Consider the following 22469-nt stretch of genomic DNA (forward strand, 5'->3'; position numbering starts at 1 on the left):
TGGGGTGGGCCGCGCGGCTCGTCTCATCGTTCGACGAAGTCCCAGTAGCGGGTGATCGCGGCCTCGTCGATGTCCGGGATCGCGACCGCCAGATCCCGCAGGCGCCGGAGCGTCCTGTCGTTGTCGAACGCCAGGGTCGGCTGTCGCGGGTCGGGCGTGTTCCTCGCGTGCTCTTCGAGATCCGCCTGGTAGGGCAGGATCGGCAGGTCCTGTCCCCGTCCGCTCGCGCGGCGCAGGCGTCGCAGCCACTCGGTGAGCGGGACCGGTTCGGAGACCGTGCCGCGCATCCGGTCGTGGCCGCTCATGAAGGCATCGACTCCGACGCGGTGCGGGTGGTGGAGGTGGTGCACCCGGGCGGTCCCGGTGCCGGTCAGGATCAGCTCCACGACGGCGCGGGCCAGGACGTCGACGGGGAGCAGCGCTTCCTCCAGGTCCGGTCCGACCGGATGGCAGCCGAGCGCGACGCAACTGGTGAGCAGCCGGGAGAACATGTCGTCCGGACCGACGGCACCGGTCGAGGTGTGCGCCCAGACGCGGCCGAGCCGGTGGATGGCGCCGGTGGCCCCCCGATCGAAGGCCCGCTCCACGAGCCGGTCCGCGACCCACTTGCTCGCCGCGTACCCGTTCCCGAACGGGTGTTTCTCATCGGTGATCGGTGACTCCTCCGTCACCAGCCGGGAGTCCTGGCCGAGGCCGAACACACCGAGGGTGGAGAGGTGGTGGAACGCCTTCGGGCGGCCCTCGGCGGCCAGACGCAGCAGGGTCCGGGTGCCTTCCACGTTGGCCGGCTTCAGCCGGGTGTACGGCGAGAGGTGATGGACGTGCGCGCCGCCGTGCACGATCGTGTCGACCCGCTCGCGCAGCTCCGCCCACTCGGCGGGGCCGAGGCCGAGGTCCACGGCCGCCAGGTCACCCCGGACGACGTTCAGCCGGGGCTCGTCCGACGCCGGCCCGAGGTCGATGCCGTAGCGCCGCAGGGCCCCGGTCAGCCGTTCGTCGGCCTCGGCGTCGGTCCGCGCGCGGACCAGGCAGTGCACCCGTGCCGGTGTCCCGTGCAGCAGCTCGGCCAGGAGGAAGGCTCCGACGAACCCCGTGGCCCCGGTCAGCAGGATCTCCCGAGGACCGTCGGCACACGGGACGGCGTTCCGCGCGTCGGGTGAACCGGACAGCGGCGTGCCGGACGTGAAGCGCAGGGCGGGGCTCAGCTCGGCTTCCGAGTCCGGCACCCAGGACACGGTGTTCGGGCCGTCCTCGGTGAGGTGGCGGGCCAGTCCCGCCGGGGTCGGTGCTTCGAGGAGCGCCGACAGGCCGAACCGGACCTCCAGTGTCTCCCCGATCCGGGCGGCCAGCCGGACGGCGAGCAGGGAGTGACCGCCCAGCGCGAAGAAGTCGTCGTCGGCGGAGACCTCGGGCACCCCCAGCACCTCGGCGAACAGCCCGCACAGCAGGGTCTCCTGTTCGGTCCGTGGCGCCCGTCCGGTACCGGCGGCGGTGTCCGGCGGGGCGGGCAGTGCCCTGCGGTCGAGCTTGCCGTTGGCGTTCAACGGGATCGTGTCGACCTCGACGAACGCGGACGGTACGAGATGGGCGGGGAGGACGGTGGCGAGCCGGGCCTTCAACTCGTCGGCCGCCAGGGATGTTTCGGGGCCCGGTACGACGTACGCCACCAGCCGCTGGTCACCCGGACGGTCCTCGCGGGCGATCACCGCGGCCCGTGCGACGCCGTCCAGCGCGGTCAGGGCGGTCTCGATCTCGCCGGGCTCGATGCGGTAGCCCCGGATCTTGACCTGGTCGTCGACGCGTCCGGCGTACTCCAGCACCCCGGCGCGGTTCCAGCGGGCCCGGTCGCCCACCCGGTACATCCGGGTGCCGGGCGGACCGTACGGGTCGGCGACGAACCGCTCGGCGCTCTGACCGGGGCGTCCGGCGTAGCCGCGGGCGAGTCCGGCGCCGGCGAGGTACAGCTCGCCCCACACTCCGTCGGGGACGGGCTGGAGGCGCTCGTCGAGCACGTACACGCGCGCGTTGCCGATGGGACGGCCGATGGGCACCGGCCCCGCGTCAAGGCGGTCGTGCGGTTCGAGGCGGTGGACGACGCAGCCGACGGTCGCCTCGGTCGGACCGTACTCGTTGATCACCACGGCCCCGGGGTGCCGGTCGCGCCATGCCTGCAAGGCCGTGCCGTCGAGGGCTTCGCCGCCGATGACCAGGTCCCGGGCGTCGCTGACGCGGTCGGGCAGCGACTCCAGCAGCCGCAGATGGCTCGGGGTGACCTTGAGCAGGGCGGGCGTCGGTGTGTTCTCGTCGAGGTCCGCGAACCGCACCCGGCCGCCCGTGACGAGCGGGGTGAACAGCGTGGTCACCGGCATGTCGAAGGCGAGGGAGGTGTGCACCAGGGACTCGCCGGACGCGGCCGGGTACATCGCCGCCGCCTCGCTCAAGTAGGCGGCGAGCGCGCCGTGTTCGACGACCACGCCCTTCGGACGGCCCGTCGATCCGGAGGTGTGGATCAGGTAGGCGGCCTGGTGAGGGTGGACGGGGATGCCCAGGTCGCCGTCGGGGAGATCGTCCGGGACGACCGGGTAGGTCTCCTCGTCCAGCACGATCCGCGCGCCCGCGTCGGCGACCAGCGCGTCGATCCGCGCCCGCGGGTTGGCCGGGTCGACCGGCAGATAGGCCGCCCCGGTCTTCAGAACCGCGAGCAGCGCCACGACCACCTCCGGACGGCGCGGCAGCACCACGGCGACGACGGTCTCCGGTCCCGCGCCGAGCGCGATCAGATGCCGGGCGAGCCGGTTGGCGCGACGGTTCAGCTCGTCGTACGTCAGCTCGTCGTACGTCAGCTCGTCATACGTCAGCTCCGTGGCCCCAGTGGCTGCCGTGGACCCGGTGGCGTCCGTGGCGCCCACGCCCTCCTTGCCGTCCGCGACGACGGCCACCGCGTGCGGGGTGTCCTTCACCTGTGCCTCGAACATCTCCGGCAGCGAGGCCCCCGGCAGCGGCCGGCCGGTGTCGTTGCGGCGGACGAGCACGTCATCGCGTTCGGCGGGGGTGAGCAGGGGCAGGGCGTGCAGGGGACGCGCCGGGTCGGCGGTCACCTCCTCCAGCAGGCGCAGATAGCGGTCGGCGACGCCCTCGGCGGTGGCGCGGTCGAACAGGTCCGAGGCGTACTCGACCGATCCGGACCAGCCGCCCTCGCCCCGCTGGCCGGTCTCGACGAGCGTCAGGGACAGGTCGAACTTGGCCCGGTCGCCGGGCACGTCCCCGACGGTCACGTCGAGGCCGGTCAGCGTGGGGGCGATCGCCTGCTGGTTGACCGTCAGCATGACCTGGAACAGGGGGTGCCGGGAGCGTGAGCGCACCGGGTTGAGGACCTCGACCAGCTGCTCGAACGGCACGTCGGTGTGGTCGTACGCGGCCACGTCCGCCGCGCGCACCCGGTCGAGGAGTTCCTCGAAGGTGGGGTCGCCGGAGGTGTCGGCGCGCAGCGCCAGGGTGTTGGCGAACAGCCCGACGAGGCCTTCGAGGGCGGTGTCCGGGCGGGCCTCCACGGGCGTGCCGATCACGATGTCGTGGCCCGCTCCGAGCCGGTCGAGCAGGGTGACGAGCGTGGCGTGCAGCACCATGAAGGCGCTGGCGCCCCGCTCCCGGCCGAGCGCCTCGACCCGGTCGCGCAGTGCGGCCGGCACGGTGAAGGGCACGGTGCCACCGCGCTGGGAGGCGACGGCGGGCCGGGGCCGGTCGGTGGGCAGCTCGGTCTGGTCCGGGATGCCGGCCAGTTCCCTCGTCCAGAAGTCGAGCCGGTCGGTGGGCAGTTCGCGCTCCCACAGCGCGTAGTCGGCGTACTGGAGGGGCAGCGGGGTCCAGTCGGGGGCGCGGCCGGCGAGCCGGGCGGTGTAGGCGGTGGAGAGGTCGGCGGCGAGGGGCCGCATGGAGGCGCCGTCGCCCGCGATGTGGTGCAGGAGCAGCAGCAGGGCGTGTTCCCGCTCACCGTCGGTGAACAGCACGGCTTGGATGGGCGGTTGGCGGTCCAGGGCGAACGGCGAGCGGGCGGCCTCGGCCAGCCCCGCGTCGAAGGTGGCCGGGTCGAAGGCGGCCGAGTCGCGGTCGGCGGGATCGTACGGCCGGACAGTGAAGCGCGGCTCCGTGTCGACGACGACCTGGTGCGGTCCCTCGGGCCCGTCGGCGATCACCGTGCGCAGCACGTCGTGGCGTCGGCACAGGTCACCGAAGGCGTCCCGCAGGGCGTCCGTGTCGAGGGCGCCGGTCATCCGCAGGACGACGGGGATGGTGTACGTCCGGGACCGGCCGTCGAGCCGGTCGAGGAACCACATCCGGCGCTGTGCCGCCGACAGGGGCACCCGGTCGGGCCGTTCGCGCCGGACCAGCGGCGGCCGGGCGGCCCGGGTCGGCCGGACCGCCGGCAGTTCCGCGAGCCGGGCGACGGTCGGCCGCTCGAAGACCTCCCGGACGGACAGCTCCGCCCCGAGGTCGGCGCGGAACCGGTTGACCAGCCGGGCGGCGAGCAGGGAGTGCCCGCCGAGGTGGAAGAAGTCGTCGTCGGCGCCCACGTCGGGCACACCGAGGACGGCGGCGAAGAGGTCCGCCACCCGCCGCTCCATGCCCTCGGCAGGGCGCCTGCCCGTGCCCTCGGCGGTGCGGTCGGGCGCGGGCAGCGCCTTGCGGGCGATCTTGCCGTTGGCGGTCAGCGGCAGCTTCTCCAGGACGACGAACGCGGCCGGGACCATGTAGTCCGGCAGGGCCCGCGCCGCCGCCGCGCGCAGCGCGGCCGGGTCCGCCGGGTGGTCCGGCTCCGGCACCACGTACGCGACGAGGCGCTTGTCGCCGGGGGTGTCCTCGCGGACGACCACGGCGGCGGCGTCGATACCCGGCTGGGCCGTGAGCACGGCCTCCACCTCGCCGAGTTCGATGCGGAAGCCGCGGATCTTCACCTGGTCGTCGACGCGGCTGACGAACTCCAGCCGCCCGGAGGCCGTCCAGCGGGCCAGGTCGCCCGTGCGGTACATCCGGGTGCCGGGCGCGCCGAACGGGTCGGCGACGAAGCGGCCGGCGGTCAGCCCGGGGCGGCCGTGGTAGCCGCGGGTGACGAGGTCGCCCGCGACGTACAGTTCACCGGCGGTGCCCACGGGCGCGGGGCGCAGCAGCGCGTCCAGTACGTACATCCGGGTGTTCCAGGCGGGTGTGCCGATGGTGATGACACCGGGCGGCACAGGGTCGCCGGGTTCGATGCGGAACAGGCTGCAGCCGATGGTGGTCTCGGTCGGGCCGTACTCGTTGAGGACGGTCACGCCGGGGTGGCGGGCCCGCCAGGCGTCCAGTACGTCGCCGAGCAAAGACTCGCCGCCTAGGACGAGTTGGCCCTCCGGCGAGTACTCCTCGGGCACCACCCCCAGCAGGTGCAGATGGCTGGGGGTGGCCTTGACGAAGTCGGGCCGGGTGACGGCCGCGTCCGGGTCGGGGCCGCTCGCGCCCCAGCGGACCAGTTCCACGGTGCCGCCGGAGATCAGCGGCCCGAACATCCCGGTGGCGGTGAGGTCGAACGAGACCGGCGAGTGCACCAGGACGCGTCGGCGCAGGCTCTCGTACTCATGGGTCGCCCACGCCAGGTAGGCGACCAGCGAGCGGTGTTCGACGACGACGGCCTTGGGCCGTCCGGTGGAGCCCGAGGTGAAGATGACGAACGCGGCGTGTTCGGGCCGCCGGTCCACGGCGGTGAGCGGGCCGGACGGCTGTGCGGCGATCGCCGGGTCGGCCGTCGTCACGACCGGCGCGTCCGTCAACGCCCCGACCGTCGCGGCGAGTTCGGCCGTGGTGACGACGGCGACCGGGGCGATGTCCGCCAGCATGAAGGCCAGCCGGTCGGCCGGGTGTGCCGGGTCGAGCGGCAGATAGCCGGCGCCGGTCTTCAGGGCGGCCAGCAGGGTCACCGGGATGTCCTCGGAGACCGGCATCAGCACGGCGACGTACCGTTCGGGACCGGCTCCCAGGTCGAGCAGGTGCCGGGCCAACCGGTCGGCGCGGGCGTCGAGTTCGGCGTACGACAGCTCGGTCGCGCCGAAGACGACGGCGGGGGCGTCCGGGGTGCGGGCGGCCTGGTCCTCGATCAGGTCGGTGAGCGTCCGGGCAGGCACCTCGTGGTCGTTGCTGTTCCACTCGGTGAGCAGCAGCCGTCGCTCGTCGGCGTCCACGACGTCGAACTCCCCGACCGGGCGGCCGGGTTCGGCGACGACGGCGGTGAGCAGCCGGGTGAAGCGCTCGGCGATCCGGGCGGCCGAGTCGCGGTCGAAGAGGTCGGTGGCGAACTCCAGGAGTCCGCCGATCCCGCCCTCGGGCCGCTCGGTGAGGAAGAACGACAGGTCGAACTTGGCGGCGGGCGACGCGACCGGCCGTACCCGCGCCGTGAGGCCGGGCAGATCGACGGCGAGGTCGAGGGCCGCCTGCTGGTCGGCGTTGTTGAAGTTCAGGCCGGTCTGGAACAGCGGGTGCCGGGCGGTGGAGCGTGCCGGGTTGACCGCCTCCACGACCCGTTCGAACGGCACGTCCTGGTGGGCGTAGGCGGCCAGGTCGGCGGCGCGCACCCGGCGCAGCACCTCGGTGAAGTCGGGGTCGCCGGTCAGGTCGGTACGCAGGACGAGGTTGTTGGCGAAGAAGCCGACCAGCGGGGTGAGGGCCTCGTCCGCGCGGTTCGCGACGGGTGAGCCGATCACGATGTCGTCGCCCGCGCCGAGCCGGTGCAGCAGGGTGGCCAGAGCGGCGTGCACGACCATGAAGACGGTCGTGTGGTGCTCACGGGCGAGCCGGACCAGGGCCTCGTGGACGGCGGGCTCGACCGCGAGCGGCACGGTGTCGCCCCGGTGGGTGGGGACGGCGGGCCGGGGCCGGTCGAAGGGCAGCTCCAGCTGCTCGGGCAGTCCGGTGAGCGCGGTCCGCCAGTGGTCGAGCTGCCGGGAGAGGGCGCTGTCCGGGTCGTCGGCCTCCCCCAGCGCAGCCCGCTGCCACACCGCGAAGTCGGCGTACTGGAGGGGCAGTTGGGCCCAGCCGGGGGCCTCTCCCCTGGCGCGGGCCGCGTACGCGTCGGCGAGGTCGCGGGCGAGCGGGGCCATGGAGGCGCCGTCGCCGGCGATGTGGTGCAGGACGAGCAGCAGCACGTGGTCGCCCGCGCCGAGGTCGAACAGGGTGGCGCGCAGCGGGGGTTGGGCGGTGAGGTCGAACGGGGTACGGACGGCGTCCGCGACGCGCTCGTCGAGTTCCGTCTCGGTGGCGCGGACGACGGTCAGCGGCGGTACGGACGCCAGGACCACCTGGTGGGGTCCGTGCTCGTCCTCGGCGAAGACCGTGCGCAGCTCCTCGTGCCGCCCGGCCAGGTCGTCCAGGGCGGCGGTGAGCGCGGCCACGTCGAGGTCACCGGTCAGCCGCAGCGCGACGGGCAGGTTGTACGTCGGGGACGGGCCCTCGAAGCGGTGCAGGAACCACAGCCGTTCCTGGGCGTACGACAGCGGCAGGCGTCCCTCGCGGGGCAGGGCCGTGACGCCGGTGCGGCGCGGGCCGTTCCCGTCGAGCCGGGTCGCGAGCTTCGCCACGGTCGTCGCCTCGAACAGGACCGACAGTTCGAGGTCGGTGTCGAGGGCGGCGCGGATACGGCCGGCCAGCCGGGTGACCAGCAGGGAGTGGCCGCCGAGCGCGAAGAAGTCGTCGTCGATCGAAACCTCGGGGACGCGCAGCACCTCGGCGAACAGGCCGCACAGGATCTCCTCCTGCGGGGTGCGCGGGCCGCGCCCGGCGGTGTGCGCGAGGTCGGGGACCGGCAGGGCCCGGCGGTCGAGCTTGCCGTTCGGGGTGAGCGGCAGCACGTCCAGGGTGACGATCTGGGCCGGGACCATGTACTCGGGCAGCCGTGCCGCGAGCCGGTCCCGCAGCTCCTGCGCGTCGACCGGGACGCCCGGCGCGGCGGGGACGACATAGCCGACGAGCCACTGCCCGTGGACGGCCGCGGCGGCGCGGGCGACGGCCGGGTGGTCGGTGAGCGCGTCCTCGATCTCGCCGAGTTCCACGCGGAAGCCGCGCAGCTTGACCTGGTTGTCGGCGCGTCCGAGGTACTCCAGCTCGCCGTCCGCCGTCCAGCGCGCCAGGTCCCCGGTGCGGTACATGCGGGCGCCGGGCGGCCCGTAGGGGCTCGCGACGAACCGTTCGGCGGTGAGCGCGGGCCGGTCGAGGTAGCCGCGGGCCAACTGGACACCCTCGACGTACAGTTCACCGGGCGCTCCGGGGGCGACCGGTGCCAGCGTCGAGTCGAGCACATAGACGCGGGTGTTGGCGACGGGGCCGCCGATCAGCACGGTCTCGGTGTCCGCCGGCGCGGCCCAGGCGGTGACGTCCACGGCGGCCTCGGTGGGGCCGTAGGCGTTGAGGAGGACGGCGCGGGAGTCGTCGTGGAAGCGGCGGACCAGCTCGGCGGGCAGGGCCTCGTCGCCCGAGACGACCAGGCGCACGGAGTCCGGCAGCCGGGTCTCGGCCAGGTAGGCGCCGAGCATGGAAGCGCTGAGGTGGACGACGGCGACGGACTCCTCGCGCATCAGCCGCTCCAGGTAGAGCGGGTCACGGTGGCCGTCGGGGCGGGCGACGACGAGGGTGCCGCCGTACATCAGGGTCCAGAAGACCTCCCACACCGACACGTCGAAGCTGACCGGGGTGGACTGCAACACCTGCTCGCCCGGGGCGAGTCGGTGGTCGCGCTGCATCCACCACAGCCGGTTCGCCATGCCCGCGTACGTGTTGACGGTGCCCTTGGGGCGGCCGGTGGAGCCGGAGGTGTAGATGACGTACGCGGCGTTGTCGCCGTGGGCCGTCACCCCCGGGTTCGCCGTCGGTGCGCCCGGATTCCGCGCGGGGCCCTCGGCGTCGGGGGCGATGCGTTCGAAGCCGTCCGCGTCACGGTCGGAGATCAGCAGCCGGGCATGGGAGTCGGCGAGGATGTAGGCGATCCGGTCGGCCGGGTAGCCGGTGTCGATGGGCACGTACGCGGCGCCCGTCTTGAGTACCGCCCACAGGGCCACCATCAGGTCGACCGAGCGGGGCAGCATCACGGCGACCCGTGACTCGGGTCCGACGCCCCGCTCGCGCAGGGCATGGGCGAGCCGGTTCACCCGGGCGTCGAACTCACCGTAGGTGACCCGCTCGCCCTCGAAGCGGACCGCCTCGGCGTCGGGGGTGCGCAGGGCGTGCGCCTCCAGCAGGGCGACCGCCGCGTCCTCGGCGTCGAACGCCACGGTGGTGTCGTTCCAGCCGGTGAGCACCAGGGCGCGGTCGGCGGCGCCGAGGACGTCGACCTCGGAGAGCCGCTGTCCGGGATCGGCGGTGACGCGCTCCAGGACGCGGACGAACCGGGCGGCGAAGCTCTCGGCCGTACGGCGGTCGTAGAGGTCGGTGGCGTACTCCAGGCGGCAGAGCAGGCCGCCGCCCTCGTGGACGTGGCAGTCGAAGTGCACGTCGAACTTGGCGGTGCCGCTGGTGACCGGGCCGGGGTCGGCGGTGACGCCGGGCAGGTCGAAGCGGGCCTCGGTGAGGTCCAGCCAGGCCAGCATCACCTGGAAGAAGGCGTGCCGGGAGCGGGAGCGCTCCGGGTTCACCTCCTCCACCAGGCGTTCGAAGGGGACGCCCTGGTGGGCGTAGGCGGCGAGGCCCGTCTCCCGGACGCGGACGAGCAGTTCCTCGAAGCTCGGGTCGCCGGAGGTGTCCATGCGGTAGACGAGGGTGTTGATGAAGACGCCGACCACGTCGTCGAGGACGGAGTCGGGCCGGTCGGCGATCACACCGCCGAGCGGGATGTCCTCGCCCGCGCCGAGCCGGGTCAGCAGCAGGGACACCGCGGCCTGGAGGACCATGAACGGGGTCGTGCGGGTGCGTCCCGCGAGGTCCAGCATCCGCTGGTACAGCTCGGGGGCGACCGGGAACTCGACATGGTCGCCGCGGTGGGTGGCCACCGCCGGGCGCGGCCGGTCGCCGGGGAAGGTGACCTCGGGCGGCAGGCCGTCCAGGTGCTGCTTCCAGTACTCGATCTGGCGGGGCAGGTCCGCGGCGAGCGTCTCGCGCTGCCAGATCGCGAAGTCCGGGTACTGCACGATCAGTTCGGGGAAGCCGGGCGTGGCGGCGCCGGTCCGGGCGCGGTAGCCGGTGGTGATGTCCTCGGCCATCGGGCGCAGCGAGGCGCCGTCGGCGGCGATGTGGTGCACGACCAGCAGCAGGACGTACGTGTCGGGGCCGGTCTCGTACAGCGTCGTCCGCAGGGGCACGTCGCGGGTCAGGTCGAAGGCTCGGGCCGCGTCGGCGGCGAGGTCGGGGGCGGCGTCGCGGACGTACTCCGTGGTGTAGGGGGTGTCGGGCGGCAGGACCACCTGGTGGGGGCCCTCGGCGTCCTCCGGGTAGACCGTGCGGAGCGCCTCGTGGCGGGCGACCAGTTCGGCCAGGGCGCCGGCGAGGGCGTCCGTGTCGAGGGCGCCGGTGAGCCGGATCGCGAGGGGGATGTTGTAGGTGCCGGAGGAGCCCTGGAGGCTCTGCAGGAACCACATGCGTTCCTGGGCGAACGACAGCGGGACACGGCCGGGCCGTTCCTCGGCGGTGAGGCGTTTGGCCTGGGGTGCCAGGCTGGTCAGCCGTGCGGCGACACCGGCGACGGTCGGGGCGGCGAAGAGGTCGCGCAGCGACACATCGACGCCGAACTCGTCGCGCACCCGGTGCACCAGACGGATCATCAGGATGGAGGTGCCGCCGAGCGCGAAGAACTCGTCGTCGACACCGACGCGTTCGACGCCGAGGACCTCGGCGACGATGGCGCACAGGGACGTCTCCTCGGGCGAGCGGGGCTCGCCGCCGCCCGCCGGGGCGACCGGGGCGGAGCCGGTCTCCACGGCCGCGGCGCCCATGACGAGCAGCCGGTCCGCGTCGTCGACCTCGACCAACTCGCCTGCCAGGACATCCGGTTCGGCCGTCTCGTGGCCGAACCGGCCGAACAGTTCGGCCAGGAGGTCGGCGAGACGGGTGACGGCCGGGGGGTCGAAGGCTCCGGCGAGGTAGGAGAACTTCAGCCGCAGCCGTGCGCCGGGGAAGACGGACAGGGTGACCGGATAGTGGGTGCGCTCGGCGAGGTCGGCGTGGGCCAGGCGCAGACCGCCGGCCTCGATGCCGTCGTCCATCGGGTAGTTCTCGAAGGCGACGACGGTGTCGAACAGCGCGTCGAAGCCGGAGGCGCGGGTCAGTTCCGCCAGCGAGGCGTGCTGGTGGGCGTGGAGGGACCGCTGTTCGCGCTGGAGCCGGGTCAGCAGCGCGGTCAGTGTCTCGTCCCGGTCGATCCGCACCCGGACCGGCAGGGTGTTCACGAACAGGCCGAGCATCGACTCCGCGCCGGGCAGCTCGGGCGGGCGCCCGGATACGGTCGCGCCGAACACGACGTCGTCCCGGCCGGTGAAGGCGCCCAGCAGCAGCCCCCACAGGCCCTGCACCACGGTGTTGAGGGTGAGCCGGTGCGTACGGGCCGTCGCCGTCAGGGCGTCGGTGAGCGCCTCGGACAGCACCAGTTCGTGGACGCCGTGCCCGTCGGAGGCGCGGTCGGCCCGCGCGAGCAGCGTGGGGGCCCGCAGCCCGTCGAGGCGCTCCCGCCACACCCCGGCCGTGGTCTCGTGGTCCTGCCGGTCGAGCCAGGCCAGGTAGTCGCGGTACGGGGCGGCGGGCGCGGGCGGTTCGGCGCCCCCGTACAGGGTGAACAGTTCGCGCACGAGCAGGGGCAGGGACCAGCCGTCGAGCAGCAGGTGGTGATGGGTCAGGACGAGGCGGCGGTCGCCGAGGGCGGTGAACCGCAGCAGGGGCGGGCGGACGACGCTGAAGCCGCGGGCGCGGTCGCGGGCGAGGAAGGCCGCCAGGTCGTCCTCGTCGCGCTCCTCCCAGGGGACCTTCACCTCGGCGGGGACGACCTGCACGGGGGCGCCCGCCGAGCGGCTGCGGAACGCGGACCGCAGGTTCGGGTGGCGGTGCAGCAGGGCGGTGGCGGCGGCCCGCATCCGCTCGGGGTCGAAGCCGCCGTCGGTCTCCAGGACGAGCTGGCCGACGTAGGGGTCCTCGGGCTCGTACAGGGCGAGGAACAGCAGGCCCTCCTGGAGCGGGGAGAGGGGCAGCACGTCGGTGGCGCCCCGGAACCGGTCCAGCTCCTCCTGGGTGATGCGGACGAGCGGCACGTCGGAGACGGTGAGACCGCCCCGGGTGTGCGCGGCCAGTTCGGTCAGGGCCTCGGTCCACGCCTCGGCGAGGGCACGTACCTCGGTCTCCGTGAGGACGCCCGGGGGGGTAGGTCCACTCGGCGGTCAGTGCGCCGTCACGGACGTGGGCGTCGATCTGGAGGGCGTGGGTGAGCGCGAGGTCGTCGTCGGCCAGCAGGCCGACCGCGGCCTCGCCGTCGGCGAGGTGCCAGCCGCCGAGGTCGTGCGCGTCCAGCCGGCCCAGGTAGTTGAAGGCGATCTGGGGTGCGCGCAGTCCGGTGAGCCGGTCGCGCAGCAGGTCGTGGCCGCGACCGCCGTGCGGGACGGCGCGCAGTTCCTCCTTGGTGCGCTTGATGAGGCGGGCGCCGGTCTCGGTGCCGGCGCCCAGGCGCACGGGGTGGATTCGGGTGAACCAGCCGACGGTGGTGGACAGGTCCGTCCCCGCCGGGAGGTGGTCGCGGCCGTGGCCCTCCAGGTCGACCAGGACCGGCCCCTCGCCCCGCCGACGCTGCACGGCGGCCGAGAGCGCGGCGAGCAGGATGTCGTCCGGGCCGGCCCGGTAGGCGGCGGGCAGGGTGGCCAGCAGGGTCCGGGTGAGGTCGGCCGGGACGGTGACGGTGACCGAGCGGGCGGTGCCGTGGACGTCCCGGGCGGGGTCCAGCGGGCGGGCCCCGAGCACCGGTTCCGGGGTGGACAACAGGTCCGTCCAGAGCGGGAGTTCGTCGAGCGGGGCTTGGAGGAGTCCCGCCCAGCGGCGCAACGAGGTTCCGGGCGGGGAGAGTTCGCCGCCCTTGAGCGCCTCGGCGAGGTCGGTCAGCAGGATGCGCCAGGACACGCCGTCGACGACCAGGTGGTGCAGGACGAGGAGCAGCCGGCCGGGGTGCGCGGGCCCGTCGTCGAACCACACCGCCCGGACCATCACGCCGTCGTCGGGTGACAGCGCGCGGCGCGCGGCCTTCTTGTGCCGTGCCACGTCCGCGTCGCGGGCTGCCATGTCACGGGGAGCGGCCAGGTCCTGTCCGTCCGCCTCCTCGTCCCGGACGTGGGTCAGGCAGTCCTCGGCCCGGACGGCGCCCACGGGCCGGATGTACCGGCCGCGCATCCGCAGGGCGTCGTGGCGGTCGAGGACCCGTTGGAGGGCGGCGGTCAGCCGGTCGTACGTCAGTCCGGGCCCGGTGGCCAGCAGCAGGGACTGGGCGAAGCCGGCCGTGGAGCCGGTCCGTTCGGCGAGGCGCCGGGCCATCGGGGTCCCGGGGAGTTCGCCGGCCGGGTCGTCCTCGACGGGCGGGGCCGCCGGTGCCGTCGTGGTGACGGCGGCTAGCCGGGCGACGGTCGGGTGGTCGAAGACGTCCTGGGGGGTGAGGTGGAGGCCCTGGCGGCGGGCGCGGCTGACGAGCTGGATGGCGTGGATGCTGTCCGCGCCGAGGGCGAACAGGTCGTCGTCGACGCCCAGTTCGGGGCGGCCTAGCAGGGCGGCGGCGAGGGTGTGCAGGGTCCGCTCGGCGGCGGTCGAGGGGGCGCGTCCGCCGACCGGGCGGGCCGGGGCGGGCAGCGCGCGGCGGTCGACCTTGCCGTTCGGGGTCACCGGGATCGACGGCAGGACGAACACGGTCACCGGCACCATGTGGGCGGGCAGCCGCCGCGCCAGATACGCGCGGGGGTCGCTCTCGGGAGTGCCGGTGGCGTAGCCGACCAGCTGCCGGGCGCCCGTGGCGGAGTCGTGGACGAGGACCACGGCCTGCTCGACGCCGGGCACGGTCGCGAGGACGGCCTCCACCTCGGCGGGTTCGACGCGCTGGCCGTTGATCTTGATCTGGTCGTCGGCGCGGCCGACGAAGTCCAGGCCGCCGTCGGCCCGGCGGCGCACCAGGTCGCCGGTGCGGTACATCCGGGTTCCGGCCGGACCGTGGGGGTCGGCGACGAACCGTTCGGCGGTGGCGCCGGGCCGGTCGAGATAGCCGCGCGCGAGCTGGACGCCCGCGAGGTACAGCTCACCGGTGATGCCGTCCGGCACCGGTCGCAGGGCCGGATCGAGGACGTGGGCGCGGGAGTTGTGGGTGGGTGTGCCGATGGTGACGGGCTGGCCGGGCACACAGGCGTGGGAGGTGGCGGTGACCGAGAACTCGGTGGGGCCGTATGAGTTGTGCAGCCGGGCCCCGCACACGCGGTGGAAGCGGTCGGCGAGCCCGGCGGACAGCGCCTCGCCGCCGCAGCTGACCATGCGCAGCGAGGCGGTCGGCGCGTCCTCGACCTCGTAGTCGCCCTCGTAGTCGCCCTCGTACTCGTCGAGGAAGGGGCCCAGCATGGCCGGGACGAAGTGGATGACGGTGATCCGCTCGTCGCGGACCAGCCGGGTCAGATAGGCCGGGTCCCGGTGTCCGTCGGGGCGGGCCACGACGAGGGTCGCGCCCCGGGTGAGGGTCCAGAACACCTCCCACACCGACACGTCGAACCCGACGGGTGTCTTGTGCACGACCCGGTCCGCCGGGGTGAGCCGGTACTCGTCCTGCATCCAGGCCAGCATGTTGCCGATGCCGGCGTGGGTGACGACGGTGCCCTTGGGGCGGCCGGTGGTGCCCGAGGTGTGGATGACGTACGCGGCGTGGTCCCCCCGCAGGACGACGCCGGGGTTCGTGTCGGGCTCCCCCTGGCCGAGGGCGCGTACGGTCGCCTCGTCGAGGACGAGGTTCGCGCGGGAGTCGGCGACGAGGTACGCGATCCGGTCGGCCGGATACCCGGTGTCGACGGGCACGTACGCGGCGCCGGTCTTCAGCACCGCCCACAGCGCGACGATCAGCTCCGGCGAGCGCGGCAGCTTCACCGCGACCCGTGACTCCGGTCCCACGCCCCGGCCGCGCAGGGCGTGCGCGAGCCGGTTCACACGGGCGTTGAGTTCGCCGTACGTCAGCCGCTCGCCCTCGAAGACGACGGCCTCGGCGGCCGGGTCCTGGGCCTCGAAGAGGTCCACCAGGGTGCGCGGGTCGGTGGCGTGACCGGTGTCGTTGTGGGTGTGGAAGCGCTCCCGCTCCGCGTCGTCGAGCAGGTCGAGGGCGCCGAGGGGCCGGTCGGGGTGCTCGGTGGCGGCGGTGAGGAGGCGGGTGTAGCGGTCGCGGTGGGCGGCCGCCGTCCCGGGGGTGAAGCGGCCGGGGTGGGCGTTGACCGTGAGCTGGATGCCGTCGCCCGCCTCGGGGTCGCCGAACGCGTGCAGGGCGAGGTCGCGCACCGGGCCGGAGGCCAGCTGGTGCGCGTCCGCCTGAGCGGTGCCGAAGGGCAGACGGGCGGCGGCGAAGGAGAGGACGTTCACGGACGGGCCGCTCAGGGTGCCCGGGTGGGCGGCGGCCCCGAGGTCGCGGCGGAGGTCGTCGTGCGGGTAGCGCTGGTGGCGGGAGGCCTCGGCGAGCCGGGCGGCGACGCGGTCCAGCAGCTCGGTGAAGGTGGTGGAGCCGTCGACCCGGATGCGCAGCGGGACGTCGTTGACGAGCATGGCGGGGGTGGCCAGGGCCCGTGGGCTGAGCCGGGCGGCCATGAACACACGGACGACCACGTCGTGGGCGCCGGTGATCCGGTGGGTGTGCGCGGCCATGGCGGCGATCACGGGAAGCGACCAGCGGGACCCGGCGAGTCCCCGGATGCGCCGGGCGGTCGGCTCGGTCAGCCGGCCGGTGGCGCTGGGCAGGCTGGGGGCGAGACCGGTGGCGTGGGAGGGAGAGGCCGTGGCGGCGGAACCGGGGAGGACGGAGCCGAGTTCGGTGGACTCGGGCAGGTCGGTGAACTCGCCGCGCCAGTAGGTGCCGTCGCGCTCGCGCCGGGCGGAGTCCAGGTAGGCCCGCTCCTCGGCCAGGACCTCGGACAGGGTGCCGAAGCCGCTCGCCGGCGGCTGCTCGCCCGCCGCCAGGGCCGTGTAGACCTCCAGCAGACGGCGGCAGTGCAGCACCTGTCCGTACCCGTCGAGGAGGATGTGGTGGTACCGGAAGTGGAACCAGTGCCGGTCGGGGCCGAGCCGCAGCAGGGTGTGCCGGAACAGCAGGTCGCCGGTGACCGGCACCGGCCGGGCCAGATCGGCGTCGATCCAGGCGCGGGCGGCACCGGCCGGATCGGCCTCGCCGCTCAGGTCGAGATACTCCAACTCCCCCTGGACGGACGGGTCCACGCTCTGGCGGACCGTCTCGCCGTCGTCCTGGAAGCGGACCCGCAGTGCCTCGGTCTCGGCCACGGCCCGCTCCACGGCGCGGGCCAGCAGGGCGCGGTCCACCGGCCCGGGAACGTCGTAGTAGATGCCGCAGGTGTAGAGCGGGCTGTCGGGTGCGAGCCGCTGGGCGACCCACACCCCGTGCTGGGCCGCCGTGAGCGGCAGGCCCTGATGCGTCGGGGCAGCACTCCGCATGGTCAGACCTGCTTCCCGTTCGTCGCCGCCGCCTCGGACTCGCCGCCGACCAGCTCGGACAGGGCCGCGCTCAGCGCGTCGACCGTGGGGTGGTCCCAGGTCAGCGCGTCGTCGACGGTCACCTCGAACTCGTCCTCGATGTCGGCGGTGATGGCCAGCGCCGTCAGCGAGTCCAGGCCGTAGTCGGCCAGCGGCACGGACGTGTCGATGTCCTGCGGCGCCCGCCGCAGGTAGGTCGCCACCCGCGCGGTCAGCCAGGTGTGCACGTCTCGGTTGCCAGCGGTCATGAGGGGGTCTCTTTCTCGAACGGAGGGGACTGTCGGGAGCCGCAGCGCACGACGGCGCGACGCGCGCCCGTGCGGACGGGGGCGGGCGGACGGTGGAGGCCGTACGGCTGTGAGGTGGTGGCGGCGGTCAGACCGCGAGGTGTCTGCCGGTGAGGCCGAAGGAGCGGCCGGTGGCCAGGCGGTCCAGGAGTTCGGCGACGAGCGCGTCCTCGATCGGGGCGGGCAGGGGGCCGGGCGGGTGCGGGCCGGGCACCGACCGGTGCAGGGCCGCGCGGAGCCAGGCGGGGTCGGCGAGGAAGTCGCCGGGGTCGGCGTGCCGCCAGACCTGGACGCAGACGGTCCGGGAGAGGAGGCGTACGTACCGGGTGACGAGGTCGTAGTGGGCGGGCCGGGCGTCGACACCGAGGTCCACCGGCGACAACGGCGCGCACATGGCGGCCAGTTCGGCCAGTTCGGTCCGGTCACGGCACACCGCCGTACGCAGGTCCGCGTGTCCGGGTGCCCAGGGCGCGTCGGCCAGGGCGTGCAGGGATCCTGCGACGGGGTCGCGGCCGGCGGCGTGCAGGGCCAGCCGGTCGTAGCGCAGGGGCGGCAGCGGCTCGGCGAGCGCGAACAGGTCGCCCGGCGGTTCGGTGCCGGGGCGGGCCCAGGTGCGGCGGGCCAGCAGCGGGAGCTGGGGCAGCAGGCTCATCTGGCAGGCGGCGCGCGCGATGTGCCCGAAGCCGACCGGGGCGAGGTCGCGCAGCAGCTTCTGGAAGAGGGCGGTGGGCCCTTCGCGGAGGTAGAAGTGGGCGCCGAGGAGTTCCGCGAGCCGGTCCATGGCGTCAAGGAGCAGCCGGGACACCTCGAACTTGACCGCCGAGGCGTAGACGCTCGCCGCGCCGGGTGCCAGGTGCAGCGCGCGGGCGCCGACCGCGCCGAGCGCCTCGGCGCGCAGCAGGTCGGCGAAGGCACCGGCCAGCACCGAGCGGACGTGCGGGAGGTCCGTCGCGGTCCCGCCGTACAGCCGGCGTGTCGTCAGATGGTCCAGGGCGATGCGCAGTCCGGTGTCCACGATGCCGCCGGCCATCGCGGGCAGGACGGTACGGGTGATCTGGAGGGCCTTCAGGGCGGTCTCCAGGCCGGAGCCGACCGGTCCGAGGATCGCGGAGGCGGGGACCGGGAGTTCGTCGAAGGCCAGACCGCCGAGCTGGACCCCCCGCATCCCCACGGTGCCGAAGCGCGGCAGATCGGTCAGACGCGCGGGGTCGGCGCTCGCCCGGTCGACGAGGACCAGGGAGTGGCTGCGCGGGCCGGGCCGGGGGTCGGTGCGGGCGAGCACGACCATGGCGTCGGCGCGCCGGATGTTGGTGACGACCTCCTTGCGTCCGCTGAGCCGCAGGGAGCCGTCGTCCGCCGCCGTGGCGGTGAACTCCGTGCCCGCCATGTCGTTGCCGTGCGCCAGTTCGTGGAAGGCGATGGCGATGCGCCGGCCGTCCAGGAGGAGCCGGGCCGCCTGTTCGGTCTGCCGTGCGTCGCCCGCGGTCCACAGGGTGACTCCGGCGATGAGCGAGCTGGCGCCGTAGCCGAGGCCGAGCGCGGGGTCGCGGCGGTACAGGGCGCGCATCACCTCGGCCAGGTGGTCGGCCCGCTCCAGCCGGCCGCCCAGCTCGGGCGGCACGAACTCGGCGTTCAGTCCGTACCCGTGCAGCAGCGACTCCCCGGCCGTCAGCGTCTCGGCGCGTTCGTCGGCGGCGAGGATCGCCGCCGCGCCGGTGGGGTTGGCGGGATCGGCGAGCCGGCCGAGCAGATGCTCCAGCTCGTCGGCGCGCTTGGGGGCGAGCCCGGTGGCGGTGGTCATGCGGCACCTCCCAGCAGGGTGAACTCCGTTGCGGACGTGCGGAGTACGACCTCGGCGAGGGCGTCGAAGACCTCGCTGCCGTCCGAGCGGTCCCCCGCGTGGTCGCCCTCGCTTCCCACGTCGTCGCCCTCGCTGTCGTCGGCGCCGAGCAGCCCGGTGAGACAGGCGCGCAGCCACAGGCCGTCCCCGCCGAGCCGTCCCGTGCGCAGGGGCGGGTTCTCCAGCCACAGCAGCAGACAGGCGGCTGCGGCGTAGGCGCGTTCGTAGGCCTCGGCGAGGCGGAACGCCGTACTGGGCAGACCGCCCGCCACGGGGACGAACTCCGCCGACTCCGCTTCCAGGCGGGCCAGTTCGGCGAGCAGCCGGTCGAGGAGCGGACCCGTCCCCGGAGGGCCCTGCCGCCGTACCCGCGCCACCAGATCCGGCAGGGCCTGTACGGCGCTGCAGCCCGTCACGGAGAGCAGCGTCAGCCGGTCGGGGGCGAACGGGGGCAGTGGTGCGGTGAGGTCGGCGGCGGCCCGCAGGCCCTCGCCGTCGGTGCGACGGCGGCTCAACTGGCGGGTCAGGCGCGGCAGTTGGTTGAGGAGGGCCGCGCGGTTGACGGCGGTGCTGCCGTCGAAGATCGCGCAGATGCGGTGGTCGCGCTCCAGCTTGGCGAAGCCGCCGCCGGGCGGTGAGGTGAGGAAGCCGCGTACGCCCAGCAGTTCGCCGAGCGCGCCCAGGGTGTCCTGGGTGAGCGTCGGGACATAGGCCTTGGTGATCGCGGAGATCGCGCTCAGTTCCCCGGGCAGGGTGTGCGCCGAGCGGGCGGAGAGCACGCTCACCGCCTCCGCCGTCAGCGCGGCGGCGGCTGCCCGGCCGAGGATGCGGCGTACGTGCGGGACGTCGGCGAGGCGGCGGCCGTACAGTTCGCGTCCGGTCGCGAAGTCCCGGGCCAGGCGCAGGGCGTGGTCGGCGGCGCCGAGGGAGAGCGCGGCGCAGGTGATGCGGGTGAGCTGGAGGGTCTTGAGGACCACGGGGATGCCGTCGCCCTCCTGCCCGACCAGCGCGTCGGCGGGGACGGGTGCGCCCTCCAGGGCGAAGCCGCTGATGTCGGCGCCCCGGATGCCGTGGGTGCGGACCTTCGGCAGGTTCCGCCAGGCTCCTTCGGGCAGCCGGCGCTTGTCGACGAGGAAGAGGCTGAAGCCGCGGGCGCCGCCCGCCGGGTCGGTGCGGGCGAGGACGCAGGCGAGGGTGGAACGGGTGGCGTTGTTGATGAGCCACTTCTCGCCGGTGAGCCGCCAGGCGACGCCGTTGTCAGTGTCACTGCCACCGCTACTGCCACTGCCACTGCCGTCGTCGACGTCCGGGCCGATGCCGCCTTCCGCCTCCGCCGCGAACTCGCCCGCCAGCAGGTCGGCTCCGTGGCCGCGCTCGGTCAGGCCCCAGCAGACCGGTTCGCCGGCGCGTACGCGCGCGGCGAGCCGGGCGGCCTGGTCCGGAGTGCCGGCCACCCAGACCGGCGCCGCCCCGAGGAACGTCTTGCCGTGGGCGATGGCCACGGTCAGATCGCGGCGGGCGACCGCGCGCAGCAGCCGTACCGTCTCGTCCAGGTCGCCGTCCGGGGGCAGCACGTAGTGGGCGGGCAGCCCGGCGTCGTCGAGGACGCGGACGGCGTCGGCGGGGAACTCCTCCCGGTCGTCGAGCCCGGCGAGCGCGTCGGGTGCGAAGAGGTCGTCCTCGTGGGCGGTGAGCAGGGTCTCCAGGTCGGCCGTGGTGGTCATCGCCCGGTCACCCGCCGGCGTTCGGCCAGGGCGGCGGTGAGCAGCGGGTCCTCGCCGAGGTGGAGGGTGTCCAGTTCCCCGGCGAGGTAGAGCGCGCGCATGGCCGCGCGCTGCACCTTGCCGCTCGTGGTGCGCCGGACACCGCCGGGCCTGACCAGGGCGACCGCCGCCACGGGGACGCCGAACTCGCGGGCCACGGTCTGCTTCATGGCGACGGCGATCTGTCCGAGGCGCTCCGCGCCCCAGTGGGCGCGGATCTCGTGGACGGCGACGACCGACGGGGCGATGTCCGTCCGGTCGTCGTCGCCGACCATGAGGACGGCGCCGTGCAGGCCCTCCAACTCCTCGTGCTGGGCGCGGAGTTCGTACTCGATGTCGGAGGGGTGGAGGTTGCGTCCGTGCAGGACCAGGACGTCCTTGCTGCGGCCGGTGATGTAGAGGTCGCCGTCGAGCAGGGCTCCGAGGTCGCCGGTGCGCAGGTACGGTCCGTGCCCGTCGCCGGTGCTGGCCCGGAACGTGGCGTCGGTGACCCGCTCGTTCTCCCAGTAGCCCGCGGCGACACAGGGGCCGTCGAGCCAGATCTCGCCGATGCGGCCCTCGGGCAGGGCCTCGCCGGTGGCCGGGTCGACGATCAGGACGTCGGAACCGGTCGGCGCCCCGCAGCCGACGAGCACCCGGGAGGGTTCCGTGCCGGTGGCCGGCCGGAGGACCCGGTTCTCCAGTGCCGTGGCGTCGACCGTGGTCCTGAGCGGTGGCCGCCCGGTGGTGCCCGACGCCATCAGGGTCGCCTCGGCGAGGCCGTACACCGGGATGAGCGCGTCGGAGCGCAGTCCCACGGCAGCGAACCGTTCCGTGAAGGCGGTGACGACGTCGGCGCGGACCGGTTCGGAGCCGTCGGCGAACTTGACCCGGGACAGGTCGAGTGCGGCGAGCTGCTCGTCGGTGACGCGGCGGACGCACATCTCGTAGCCGAAGTCGGGGGCGGCGGTGAATCCGACACCGTGGGCGTCCAGCATCCACAGCCAGTGGTAGGGGCGGCGCAGGAAGGACATCGGGTCCATCTGCACATAGCCGGCGCCGGAGAGGAGGCCGGGCAGCATCAGACCGATGAGCCCCATGTCGTGGTACAGGGGTATCCAGCCGCCGTACACCGTGTCGCCGTCGTTGCGGAAGGCGTCCACCATGCGCTCGACGTTGGCGACCAGATTGCCGTGGGTGACCATGACGCCCTTGGGGTCGCCGGTCGATCCGGAGGTGTACTGGAGCAGCGCCAGGGTGTCGGGCGACACCTCGGGAGCGGTCCAGGTGTCCGGGTCGCCCTCGCCGGTGTCGGTGGTGTGGCAGACCGCGCCGACGATGCCTTCCTCGGCGATCCACTTCTCGACGTCCGGCAGGTCACCGCTCTGGGTCAGGACGACGCGGACACCGGCGTCCCGGGCGATGGCGGCGAGGCGGCGGCGCTCATGCCGGTAGCGGCCGGGCAGCGGGGCCGGCACCGCGATGACCCCGGCGTACACACAGGCGGAGAAGGCGGTGGTGAATTCGATCCCCGGGGAGTAGAGGAGAAGTGCCCGGTCCCCCGGGGAGAATCTCTTCCGGAGCCAGGACGCGATACGCCGGGAATGCAGATCGAGTTCTGCGCGATCGCGTATCGTTCCGCCGATCTCGCTGAAATCGGAAACGTAGGTCACTGCGGGCTGCCGCGGATTACGCGCTGCCTGTTCCATCAGCTCCGTGAGTAATTCTCGCACGACAGGAACAGTACGTGATCTTGGTTCTCGAACTTGCACTGAAACGTTCAAGCACATCCAAAGCAAGTCCATCGAACGGGCAAGAAAACTTGACACTTCCATGATCGACTTGACTCGTCGTCAGGCGTAGAAACGGTTCCGTGCATGTGTCGAGCGGGTCGGCCGTCGTCATCGACGA

General features: G+C 74.0%; 6 protein-coding genes and 2 pseudogenes. 1 reads left to right on the forward strand and 7 read right to left on the reverse strand.

The window, feature by feature from the left end; all coding sequences use genetic code 11:
- Positions 1-23 precede the first annotated feature (23 nt).
- A complete protein-coding gene (locus J8M51_RS05670) occupies positions 24-12245 on the reverse strand; it encodes a non-ribosomal peptide synthetase (RefSeq protein WP_267299010.1) in 12222 nt (4073 codons plus the stop codon).
- Between the two features lie 169 nt (positions 12246-12414).
- A pseudogene (locus J8M51_RS46230) lies at positions 12415-13416 on the reverse strand (condensation domain-containing protein); the annotation flags it as partial.
- Here J8M51_RS46230 and J8M51_RS05680 point away from each other — a divergent pair.
- Complete coding sequence (locus J8M51_RS05680; protein WP_267299012.1) at positions 13309-13587, forward strand: hypothetical protein; 279 nt, start codon at positions 13309-13311, stop codon at positions 13585-13587. The pseudogene J8M51_RS46230 and the gene J8M51_RS05680 overlap by 108 nt on opposite strands.
- Positions 13588-13638: 51 nt before the next feature.
- Here the strand turns inward: J8M51_RS05680 and J8M51_RS46235 are convergent.
- The 5 genes and pseudogenes from J8M51_RS46235 to J8M51_RS05715 all read right to left on the reverse strand — a co-directional run.
- Positions 13639-16650: pseudogene (locus J8M51_RS46235) on the reverse strand (amino acid adenylation domain-containing protein); the annotation flags it as partial.
- Positions 16651-16652: 2 nt separating this feature from the next.
- Positions 16653-16937 (reverse strand): acyl carrier protein, encoded by a 285-nt coding sequence (locus tag J8M51_RS05700; RefSeq protein ID WP_086754775.1) that lies wholly within the window; start codon positions 16935-16937, stop codon positions 16653-16655.
- A 127-nt stretch (positions 16938-17064) separates the two neighbouring features.
- Entirely contained in the window at positions 17065-18777 is a 1713-nt protein-coding gene (locus J8M51_RS05705) for an acyl-CoA dehydrogenase (RefSeq protein ID WP_086754774.1), read from the reverse strand.
- Complete coding sequence (locus J8M51_RS05710) at positions 18774-20540, reverse strand: acyl-CoA dehydrogenase family protein (RefSeq protein WP_086754773.1); 1767 nt, start codon at positions 20538-20540, stop codon at positions 18774-18776. The genes J8M51_RS05705 and J8M51_RS05710 overlap by 4 nt, the downstream gene beginning before the upstream one ends.
- Positions 20537-22348 (reverse strand): fatty acyl-AMP ligase, encoded by a 1812-nt coding sequence (locus J8M51_RS05715; protein WP_267299016.1) that lies wholly within the window; start codon positions 22346-22348, stop codon positions 20537-20539. The genes J8M51_RS05710 and J8M51_RS05715 overlap by 4 nt, the downstream gene beginning before the upstream one ends.
- Positions 22349-22469 lie beyond the last annotated feature (121 nt).

Source organism: Streptomyces griseiscabiei, from assembly GCF_020010925.1.
Lineage (GTDB): Bacteria > Actinomycetota > Actinomycetes > Streptomycetales > Streptomycetaceae > Streptomyces > Streptomyces griseiscabiei.